Below are 9,292 nucleotides of genomic sequence, written 5' to 3'. Positions count from 1 at the left end.
CAACGACTACTCTACGCGCGCCACCCCCCCCCCCCCCCCCCCCCCTTCCCCCCCCCCCCCCCCCCCCACCCCCCCCCCCCCCCCCCCCCCCCCCCCCCCCCCCCCCCCCCCCCCCCCCCCCCCCCCCCCCCCCCCCCCCCCCCCCCCCCCCCCCCCGCGGTGCGATCGCCGTCCGTTCCGGGCAACCGGCGCGGGGCCCGTGTAGCGGCCACGGAGCGGGGCAGGCGCGGGTCATGGACGACACCGCGGCCGTACCGACCGGGCCGACCGCCGGCGCCGGTCCCCCCGGCTGCCCGCTCGACGCAGAGGCCGAAGAGGCGATGAGGACGATCGACCACACCACCGAACCCCGTGCGCAGCAGACCAGGCGGCTGTTCCTGGCGGAGCGAGCCGGCGCCGTACCGCGCTCCCGCGACTTCTGCCGCCGCGCACTGACCGACTGGCAGTGGCTGCCGGCGGCCGACGACGAGCAGCTGGCCGCGGCCGAGGACGTCGTGCTGATGGTCTCCGAACTGGTCACCAACGCGTGCGTGCACGCCCCCGGAGGCCCGTACGAGCTGCGCCTCGCCTGGGACGGCAGTCGGCTGCGGATCGAGGTCGGCGACGCCGGCCGGGAGCCGCCACGGCTGCGCCCGCCCGCCGACCGGGGCGCGCCCGGCGGGCACGGGCTGCGGGTGGTCGACCGGCTCGCCCGTGCCTGGGGGTACCGGCCGGAGCGTGACGGGAAGACGGTGTGGGCCGAGGTGCCGGCCCCGCCCGGCCCCCGGCGGCCCTGACGCGGGGCCGGGTGCCGCTCAGCCGGCCCGCAGCCGCTCCACCGCCCCCGGCGCGCGGCCGGCGCGCACCAGGCCGTCCGCGAGCCGGACGAGGTCGCGCGGCGCGACGAGGTCGGCCAGCGCCCCGGGGCTGCGGGGGAGGCCCAGGGTGGAGGCGCTCCGCCGGGCCCGCGTGTCGAAGAAGGGCCGGAGTTCCGGCCAGACGCCCTGGGTCTCGCGGCAGAAGATGTCGGCGGCGGTCGGGCCGATCCTGGGCACCTCCCGCAGCAGCCCCCGCAGCCGTTCGACGTCTCCGCCGGCCTCCCGGCGCAGCGCCCGCAGATCCCCGTGCCAGCGGTCGAGGACGAGCTCCGCGCCGTCGCCGAGAGCCGTGGCCGTGCTCTCGTCGTACCTGCGGTAGTGGGCGCGGCCCAGCGCGTCCACCCGGTCCTGCCACGTGGCACGCGCCATCGCCCGGGGCGTCCGCAGCCCGGCCGCGAACAGCTCGCGGGCGGCGGCGACCGCCGTCTCGGTCCGGATCGGGGCCGCGCACAGGACGCAGAGCACCAGCACCTGGTACAGCGGCGCCGGGGTGTCGGCCAGGCGGATGCCGGCCTGGTGGGCATAGGTCTCGCCGTAGTCGTGGAGCACCCGGCGTGCCGTCCGCTTCGCGTCCATCGGAGTCACCTCCGCTCGGCGGCGCCCTGCGCGGGGAGGTACCCGGCGCCGGACGGGCGGTTCCTCCCACCGGCTCGGCTACCCGGCCCGGCGCGGGTGACACGCCGGGCCGGTGGCACTGATCGGCGCTCAGGCCCCGGTGGTCTCGCTCAGGCCCCCGTGGTCTCGTCGGCGATCGTCGCGACGAACTCCGCCCTGCCGTGTCGGCGCAGCGTGCGCCGTTGCCGCACGGCCCCGTTGCCCTCGCGGAGCAGCCGTTCCAGCACCGGCGTGACGTGGCGCCCGTCGTCGGTGGCGGTCAGCACCGGGTCCAGGTAGTCCAGCAGCGCGGCCACCGCGCGCGCGGCGGGCGCGAGGTGCCCGGAGAGCGGGTCGAGGACCGTCCCGGTGCAGCCGTGCCGGGCGCTGTGCCAGACGGCTGCCGCGAGTACTTCGGGGGTGACGGCGGGCGCGGGCGGCCGCGCCCGGTCGTCGTCGAGCAGCCGGGTGGCGAGGGCGCGGAGGAGGCCCGCGAGCATCACCGCCTCGTCCGGGCGGAGCTGGACGTCCATGGCGCGGACCTCGACGGTGGGGTACCGCTCGGAGAGCCTGATGTGCCAGTAGAGCTGTCCGCTGTCACGGATGAGCCCCTCCCCGACGAGGTCCGAGGTGCGGCGGTCGTAGTCCTGGGTGTCCCGGAAGGACGGGGGCGGTCCGCTGACCGGCCAGCGTCCGAAGACGACGGTGCGCCAGGACGCGAATCCGGTGTCGGCGCCGTGCCACAGGGGCGAGTTGGCGGAGAGCGCGATCAGCAGGGGCAGCCACGGCCGCAGCCGGTTCAGCAGGGTGACGCCGGTCGCCCGGTCGGGTATGCCGAGGTGGACGTGCATCCCGGCGATCAGCTGTTCGTCGGTGAGGCGCCGGGCCTGGGCGTGCATGGCCCGGTAGCGGGCCGTCGGGGTCACCGGGACGGGGAGGCGGTCGGTGTCGGCGAACGGCGCCGCCGCGCAGGCGGTGAGGAGGCAGCCCTCCTGGTGGGCGGCCTGGCCGAGGGCGTGGCGCATCCGCAGCAGGTGGCCCCCGGCCTCGTCGAGGGCGTGGCAGACCGGGGTGGCGATCTCCAGCTGGGCCTGGAGCAGTTCGTGCTGGACCTCGCCGTCGGCGAGCGCCGGGTGGAGCCCGGCGGCCCGGCGCACCTGGGCCGCGCGGGCCAGGGGCAGACCGGTCTCCGGGTCGAGCAGCAGGTATTCCTCTTCCACACCCAGGGTCAGCATGCCTGGCGACTACCCGCCGTCACCCGGATCACTCCGGGTCGGCGGCGGCCTCCACCGCCTTGCGCCCGGCCCACCCCCCGCCGACCGGGGCGCCCTGCGGGTTCGACCCGGTCGGCGGGGGTACGTACGAGTCGAGGCTTACGGGGGCGGGCGTCCGCGACGGTCGTGGGTGCGGCGGGCCCGCTCGCCGTGGGCGCCGGGCCGGTGCGTCCGGCGCCGGCCGAAAGGGGCAGCAGCATGGGCGACGCGGCACCGGGCGGTGGGCAGGACCGGGACACGGCCGGGTACGCAGGGGCGGCGGACTGTCGCAGGGCCTTCGCGGAGGTCGCCCCGGAGGACGCGGCCGCCCTTGTCACCCGGGTGCTCACCGGGCCGGACCCGGCGACGGCGAGCGAGGCCGTCCGCGAGTACCTCGGCCGCCGGGCCGCCGAACTGCTCACGGACCCGGCCTACCCGGCCTGGTGCCTGGAGATGACCGGCCCGGTGGCGGCGGACGCCTCTGCCGCCCGGCGGCTGCGGGAGTGGACGCTGCTGCGGGCCGTGACGCTGGACGAACCGTGGGAGGCGGACGCCCTGCTCGCCGCCTCCGACTGGCTCCAGCTGCGCACCGCCGAGGAGTCCTCGGCGGTGATCGCCCTGGCCGTCCTCGCCGAGGGCGGCCGGACCAGGCGCATCCGCAACACCGCGCGGTCCCGGCTGACCGGCGCCTAGACCTGGGGACGGGCGGCGAGCAACACCTGGACCTCGGCGAGGGCGGGCGAGTCCGTTCCGGCGAGGGCGAGGGCGAGGGCGAGGACGAGAGCGGCCCGGCCCCGGTGCTCGACGGCGGCGCGGCCCCGGCCGGCGGCGTGCTATTTTTGTGAGCGATCGTTCAACTAAGGGGGTCGCGGGTGGGGCGCAAGCAGCTCTGGGACCGGGACGAGGTCCTGGCCCGTGCGATGGGGCTGTTCCGTCGCAGCGGCTACCAGGGGGCCTCGGTGCGGGACATCGAGGAGGCGACCGGGCTGCATCCGGGCAGCCTGTACCGGGTGTTCGAGAACAAGGACGGCCTGTTCCGCGCGGCGCTGGACGCCTACAACGACCAGGTGGTGCGGGGCCGGGTCCGGGAGCACCTCCTGGAGCCGGCGGACCCGGTGGCGGGTATCCGGTCGTTCTTCACCTCGACGTTCGAGACCGGCCCCGAGCCCGACCCGGGGTGCCTGCTGACCAACACCGCCGTGGAGTGCTTCACCGTCCCGCAGGCCGCCGACGCGGTCCACCGGGGGCTGGAGACGATCGAGTCGGGCTTCGCCGAGGCCCTGACGCGCGCCCGGGCGCTGGGCCTGTTGTCCGCGGACCTCGACGTCGAGGTGTCGGCGGCCCAGCTGCTGGCGCTCTACCAGGGCCTGCTGGTGCTGGTCCGGGCCGCGACCCCCGTCACCAAACTGCGCACGATCACCGACGGCGCGATGGCGTCGATCGGCTACGAGAGAGACGGACAGCGATGAGTGACTCACAGCAGCTCTGGATGGACTACGCCGCGTGCTGGTCGGCGGACGCCGGCGAGCGGCTCGCCGCGCTCGGCGAGGTGGCGGTCGAGGACGTCGCCTACCGGGACCCGGGCACCGAGGTCGCCGGGCTGGCCGGGCTGGCCGGCTACATGGCCGGGTTCGCCGGGGCCTTCCCCGGTCACCGGTTCCGCATCGACGAGGTGCTCGAACACCACGACCGCTCGCTCGCCCGGTGGACCCAGCTCGGCGAGCAGGGCGAGCCCGCCATGGCGGGCGTGAGCACCGCGCTCCACCGCGACGGCCGGCTCGCCGACATCACCGGGTTCTTCCTTCCCGCGTGAGCGGTTCCCGCAGCCTCGCCGAGCACGTCGCCGACCAGCTGGCGCCGCTCGGCGAGGTCACCCTCCACCGCTACTTCGGCGGCTGGGCACTGCGCAGCCGCGGCAGCCAGTTCGCGATGGTGATGGACACCCTGTACCTCCGTGTCGACGGCGCGTCCCGCCCCTCCTACGAGGAGGCGGGGTCCACGCCGTTCACCTACCACGCGGCGGGCCGCGAGGTGGTGGTGCGGGCGTACTACAGCGTCCCGGCGGAGGTGATGGACGACCGGGACGGGCTGTGCGCGCTGGCCCGCGCGGCCCTCGCCTGACCGCGCGGCTCCTCGAAGACACCGCCGCGCCACCCGACCGGGGCCGGCGGTCTCTCCGTCTCCCGCCGTCACGGCACTACCGTTTCAGGGCCCTGTACCGCTTGAGGAGAGCGGTGAGCCGCTCCGGGTCGGCCGCGCCGTTCAGCTCGGCGGTGAGGCCGTCGGGGCAGAGTTCGTACCGGGCGCCCCACCATCGGCGCCCCCGGTTGTCCCGGACGGCGGGTCAGGGGCCGCGGCGGCTTCGCCCGGGGCTCCGCCGGCCTCCCGGTAGCAGTGGCCGGAGCAGAAGCTGTCCCGCCGCCGGACGCCGGGGTGCTCGTACGCGCGCCCGCAGCGCACGCAGGTCCGCGTACCGGGGCCGGCCGGCTCGGCCGCCAGCCCCAGGGCCTCCAGCAGCAGCCGGCAGTCCGCCTCGTCCAGGGCGTGCGCGGCCACCAGGGCACGGGCCCGGGTCGCGACGGAGGCCGGGGCGATCTCGGCGAGCGGCTCGATGGTCTCGCCCAGGGTCATCAGGTCTCGTTCGGCGTGTTGCACGATCGCCACCCCCGTCGGACTGCGCGGTCGGGAACCTTCCATCCTACTGCGCCCGGTGCCGGTCCGGACGGGCGGCGCAGAGGCCGTAGCGCGCCGTCCCGACGTCTCCGCGCTGCCCGCCCGCCGGACGCGGCGGTACGACGCCTTCCCGACCGCCCCGGCCTCCGGTGGGCGCCACGAGGGTGCCCACCGGCCGATGTGCGAGACAGAGCCGGATCACGTGGCCGAGGATCGAGGTGATCGATCCGAGCGGTTCGAGAACGACGGCCAGGTGCAGGACCTGGCCGGGCCGTCGGCGCGGCCGGGCGGAACCGGGCGCGCCACCGAGAAGGGACATCCGTCATGGGCCTGCACGTCAATGCGAACGAGGTGGTGGCAGTGCTGCTGTCGGACGGCTGGCACGGGGTGAAGCCGGGCACCTTCGCGGTCGGTCCGTTCGCCTTCGGCAGCTCGATGGAGGGCGGGTCCATCGACATCGCGGGGCAGCCCGGCTTCCGGTTCACCACCCAGGACGGGCCCGTCATCACCGGGCCGCTGTCCTCGGTGCTCGCCGTCCAGTCGGAGAGCACCCAGGTGCCGGGGCGTACACCGCTGCACGAACTCGCCGACCGCCTGGACGGCTCGATCGTGGTGGTGAACGGCACCGACGCCGTCCGGTTCTCCTACGCGGGGGAGGACTTCGAGGTCTGGCTGGGCGCGACGAAGTACGGGCCGCGCTGGCTGTTCGCCGCGGCGGGCAACCGGGACGGCGCGGTCGACTACGGCTTCGGCGAGAAGGACCCCGTGGACCAGGTGGCGCGGGCGGCGATGAGCGACCTCAAGGCCGGCATGCGCCCGGGCCGGACGGCCGCCCCCGGCAGCCCGTCGGCCACGCCGTAGCGGCCGCGGTCCGCCGGGTCGGACGGCCCGGGCGCGTGCCGGCGCTCACCGCCAGGTCGTCGCCAGGCAGGCGGTCACCGCCGCGACGGCCAGGAGCGTGAGGTTGAGCGCGACCCGGCGGTCGCCGAGGCGCAGGTGCACGGCGGTGGCGGCGGTCTGCAGCAGCGCGAACCCGACGGCCGCGGCCAGGCCCAGCCACGGCGCGACCCCGGTCAGCGGGGGCAGGACCAGCCCGACCGCGCCGAGCACCTCGACCGCCCCGATGGCCCGGACGGCCGCCATCGGCGTGCTGTCCACCCACGCCATCATCGGGCGGAGCCGCTCCCGGCTCCGGAGCAGCTTCAGCCCGCCCCCGTAGAGGTAGAAGAGGGCGAGCAGGCCGGCGGCGGCCCAGTAGGCGGTGTTCACGGTTCCCCTCCGGAAGTGTGTGCGTGGTGGGGGCGGGCGCCCGCGGGGTCACGGCCGGCGCCCGCCCGGCGGTCAGGCGAGGTCGGGCGCGGGCTCGGTGGCGTAGCGGCTCATCACCCCGAGGTGGGCCCGCGGGGTCAGCGCCCCGCCGCCGGCGATCATGTCCTGGAGGTCGCGGAAGTACTGCACGTAGAGGTCCGGCGTGAACGTGCTGAGCATGACGGCCGGTTGGTCGGTCGGATTGGCGAAGGTGTGCGGGGCGCCGGGCGGGACCATCACCAGGGTGCCCGGCGTCGCGTCGTGCTCCCGCTCCCCGACGGTGAACCGCACCGTGCCGGAGACGACGTAGAAGCCCTCGTCGTGCTGGGAGTGACGGTGCTGCGGCGGCCCGGGGGTGTGCGGCGCGAGCACGGACTCGGCGATCCCGAGCCGGTGCCCGGTGGTGCTGCCGTCCTCCAGGATGCGCATTCGGGTACTGCCCAGGAGGATCGTTTCGCCCTCGCCCGGGCCGACCACCGACACCACGGGCTCCGCCGGCCGTTCGCCGGTCCTCGGTTCGTTCGTCATGCCCCGATTCCACCGCCGGGGTGCGGCGGCCGTCCAAGACCCGTTCCGGTCCGCCGATACCGCGCCGGTATCGTTGCACCATGGAGCTACGCACGCTGCGCTACTTCGTCGCCGTCGCCGAGGAACTCCATTTCGGCCGGGCCGCCGCCCGACTGCACATGAGCCAGCCGCCGCTGAGCCGGGCGATCAAGCAGCTGGAGACGGACCTCGGCGCCGTGCTGCTGTACCGCTCCGCCGCGGGCGTCTCGCTCGCCCCGGCCGGCGCCGTGCTCCTGGACGAGGCGCGGACGCTGCTCGACCGGGCCGAGCAGATCCGGCTGCGGGTGGCCGCGGCGTCGGGCGCCGCGACCATCACCGTCGGCATCCTCGCCGACAGCTTCGACCGGGGAGCGCGGCGGCTGGCCGCCACCTACGGCCGGCGGCACCCGGAGGTCGAGATCCGGATCCGCGAGACCGACCTGACCGATCCGACCTGCGGACTGCGCGCCGGACTGGTCGACGTCGCGCTGACCCGCGGCCCCTTCGACGGCGCCGGCCTGACGGTGCACGAGCTGCGCGCGGACCGGGTGGGCGCGGTGCTGCGCGCCGACGATCCGCTGGCGCGGCGCGACCGCCTGGAGCTGGCCGACCTGGCCGGCCGGCGCTGGTTCCAGTTCCCGGACGGCACCGACCCCCTCTGGCGCTCGTACTGGAACGGCGGCGAGCCGCGCGAGGGCCCCGTGGTGCGCGCCGTCCAGGAGTGCCTGCAGGCCGTGCTCTGGAACGGCACCGTCGGCATGGCGCCGCTCGGCCACCGGCCGCCCGGGGAGCTGGCCGTGGTCCCGCTGGCCGACATGGCGCCGAGCCGGGTGGTGGCGGCCTGGCGGGAGGGCGACGCGAACCCGCTGATCCGCTCGTTCGTCCAGCTCGCCACGGCGGCCTACCGCGACTGACCCGCCGGGCCCGGCGGACCGGGGCGGGAGGCGCGGGGCGAGCCCCTCCGACGGGCGGTCGGGCGGACCCGGCCGGTGTCCCGCACCGGCGAAAACTGTTGATCATGTCCCGGCCAGGCTCTAGCATCGCCCGCGATGCCTAACAACGAACAGATCATCGAGCAGGCCCTGGGGCGGATCGCCACCGGGTACGTCTTCGCCGAGAAGACCGAGTCCATCGACGCCGCGATCCGGCGTCGGCTCCAGGCCGGTGCGTACGACGGCCTGGACGGGCCGGCGCTGTGCGAGGCGGTGACCGCAGACCTCCAGGAGGTCTGCCCGGACAAGCACCTGCGGCTGCTCTGGGTGGACGAGCCCCAGTCGCTGGAGCCGGCGGACGAGGACGCCGGGCGGGCCGCGTTCCTCGCGATGCTCCGGGCCGCGAACCAGGGCGTGCGCCGGGTCGAGCAGTTGGACGACGGCGTCGCGTACATCGACGTCCGCCTCATACCGGACGCCGAGGGCGGCGCGGCCGTGGTCGGCGCCGCGCTGCAACTGGCCGCCGGCAGCCGCGCCCTCGTCCTGGACCTCCGCGCGTGCCGCGGCGGCGCGCCCGAGGGGGCCGCCATGTGGTGCAGCTACTTCTTCCCCGACGACCAGGTCCACCTCAACGACATCTACGACCGCGCCTCCGGGGCGACGCGGCAGTTCTGGACGTCCGCCCACCTGCCCGCGCCCCGCTACCTCGACCGCCCGGTGTACGTGCTCACCAGCGCCGTCACCTTCTCCGGGGGAGAGGACGTCGCCTACACCCTCCAGGCGCACGGCCGGGCCACCCTGATCGGCGAGACCACGCGGGGCGGCGCCCACCCCACGGACCGGTACCCGGTCACCGAGCACATCATGGTGACCGTGCCGACCGCCCGGACCATCAGCCCGGTGACCGGCACCAACTGGGAGGGTGTCGGGGTCGTCCCCGACATCGCCGTACCCGCCGACCGGGCGCTCGACGCGGCGCTGGACGCCTTCCGGGCGGCGGCCCGCTAAGCGCCCGCCACCCGGCCTGCTCCGCCGACCGGTGGCGGGGGGGGGGGGGGGGGGGGGGGGGGGGGGGGGGGAGGGGGGGGGGGGGGGGGGGGGGGGGGGGGGGGGGAGGGAGGGAGGACCG

General features: G+C 76.3%; 13 protein-coding genes. 8 read left to right on the top strand and 5 right to left on the bottom strand.

What is annotated here, in order from left to right:
- Positions 1 to 233 precede the first annotated feature (233 nt).
- On the top strand, positions 234 to 776 hold the full coding sequence (locus tag ACZ4UX_RS32540; RefSeq protein ID WP_329485662.1) for an ATP-binding protein: 543 nt from the start codon (positions 234 to 236) through the stop codon (positions 774 to 776).
- Positions 777 to 794: 18 nt separating this feature from the next.
- Here ACZ4UX_RS32540 and ACZ4UX_RS32535 read toward each other — a convergent pair whose 3' ends face one another.
- Together ACZ4UX_RS32535 and ACZ4UX_RS32530 are read right to left on the bottom strand one after the other, a co-directional pair.
- Positions 795 to 1,433, bottom strand: coding sequence for an endonuclease (locus ACZ4UX_RS32535; protein WP_465709265.1), 639 nt, complete (start codon positions 1,431 to 1,433; stop codon positions 795 to 797).
- 149 nt (positions 1,434 to 1,582) lie between these two features.
- Positions 1,583 to 2,686 (bottom strand): carboxylate-amine ligase, encoded by a 1,104-nt coding sequence (locus tag ACZ4UX_RS32530; RefSeq protein ID WP_465709264.1) that lies wholly within the window; start codon positions 2,684 to 2,686, stop codon positions 1,583 to 1,585.
- A gap of 237 nt (positions 2,687 to 2,923) precedes the next feature.
- Here ACZ4UX_RS32530 and ACZ4UX_RS32525 point away from each other — a divergent pair, with 237 nt between their 5' ends.
- The 4 genes from ACZ4UX_RS32525 (at position 2,924) to ACZ4UX_RS32510 (ending at position 4,825) form a co-directional block, all read left to right on the top strand.
- Positions 2,924 to 3,397, top strand: a complete 474-nt coding sequence (locus tag ACZ4UX_RS32525; protein ID WP_465709263.1) for a hypothetical protein — start codon at positions 2,924 to 2,926, stop codon at positions 3,395 to 3,397.
- Positions 3,398 to 3,576: 179 nt separating this feature from the next.
- Entirely contained in the window at positions 3,577 to 4,173 is a 597-nt protein-coding gene (locus ACZ4UX_RS32520; RefSeq protein WP_465709262.1) for a TetR/AcrR family transcriptional regulator, read from the top strand.
- Complete coding sequence (locus ACZ4UX_RS32515; RefSeq protein ID WP_329485657.1) at positions 4,170 to 4,517, top strand: nuclear transport factor 2 family protein; 348 nt, start codon at positions 4,170 to 4,172, stop codon at positions 4,515 to 4,517. The genes ACZ4UX_RS32520 and ACZ4UX_RS32515 overlap by 4 nt, the downstream gene beginning before the upstream one ends.
- Positions 4,514 to 4,825 carry a TfoX/Sxy family protein gene (locus ACZ4UX_RS32510; RefSeq protein WP_465709261.1) on the top strand — a complete coding sequence of 104 codons (312 nt, stop codon included), beginning with the start codon at positions 4,514 to 4,516 and terminating at the stop codon, positions 4,823 to 4,825. Before ACZ4UX_RS32515 ends, ACZ4UX_RS32510 begins: the two co-directional genes overlap by 4 nt.
- A 141-nt stretch (positions 4,826 to 4,966) precedes the next feature.
- On the opposite strand, the gene ACZ4UX_RS32505 is transcribed toward ACZ4UX_RS32510, so the two are convergent.
- Positions 4,967 to 5,368: a hypothetical protein gene (locus tag ACZ4UX_RS32505; RefSeq protein ID WP_465709260.1), complete on the bottom strand. Its 402-nt coding sequence runs from the start codon at positions 5,366 to 5,368 to the stop codon at positions 4,967 to 4,969.
- Between the two features lie 333 nt (positions 5,369 to 5,701).
- Here ACZ4UX_RS32505 and ACZ4UX_RS32500 point away from each other — a divergent pair, with 333 nt between their 5' ends.
- A complete protein-coding gene (locus ACZ4UX_RS32500; RefSeq protein WP_329485654.1) occupies positions 5,702 to 6,238 on the top strand; it encodes a hypothetical protein in 537 nt (178 codons plus the stop codon).
- Positions 6,239 to 6,283: 45 nt separating this feature from the next.
- Here ACZ4UX_RS32500 and ACZ4UX_RS32495 read toward each other — a convergent pair whose 3' ends face one another.
- Both ACZ4UX_RS32495 and ACZ4UX_RS32490 read right to left on the bottom strand, forming a co-directional pair.
- On the bottom strand, positions 6,284 to 6,646 hold the full coding sequence (locus ACZ4UX_RS32495) for a DoxX family protein (RefSeq protein WP_465709259.1): 363 nt from the start codon (positions 6,644 to 6,646) through the stop codon (positions 6,284 to 6,286).
- 72 nt (positions 6,647 to 6,718) lie between these two features.
- Positions 6,719 to 7,213 carry a cupin domain-containing protein gene (locus ACZ4UX_RS32490; RefSeq protein WP_465709258.1) on the bottom strand — a complete coding sequence of 165 codons (495 nt, stop codon included), beginning with the start codon at positions 7,211 to 7,213 and terminating at the stop codon, positions 6,719 to 6,721.
- An 80-nt stretch (positions 7,214 to 7,293) separates the two neighbouring features.
- On the opposite strand from ACZ4UX_RS32490, the gene ACZ4UX_RS32485 reads away from it, so the two are divergent.
- Both ACZ4UX_RS32485 and ACZ4UX_RS32480 read left to right on the top strand, forming a co-directional pair.
- Positions 7,294 to 8,145 carry a LysR family transcriptional regulator gene (locus ACZ4UX_RS32485; protein ID WP_359807678.1) on the top strand — a complete coding sequence of 284 codons (852 nt, stop codon included), beginning with the start codon at positions 7,294 to 7,296 and terminating at the stop codon, positions 8,143 to 8,145.
- 135 nt (positions 8,146 to 8,280) lie between these two features.
- The gene (locus ACZ4UX_RS32480; RefSeq protein ID WP_465709257.1) at positions 8,281 to 9,171 is read left to right on the top strand and encodes a S41 family peptidase; all 891 of its coding nucleotides are present in this window, start codon (positions 8,281 to 8,283) and stop codon (positions 9,169 to 9,171) included.
- Positions 9,172 to 9,292 lie beyond the last annotated feature (121 nt).

The organism is Kitasatospora sp. NPDC028961 (assembly GCF_055564815.1).
This window is presented reverse-complemented; position numbering and strand designations above follow the sequence as displayed.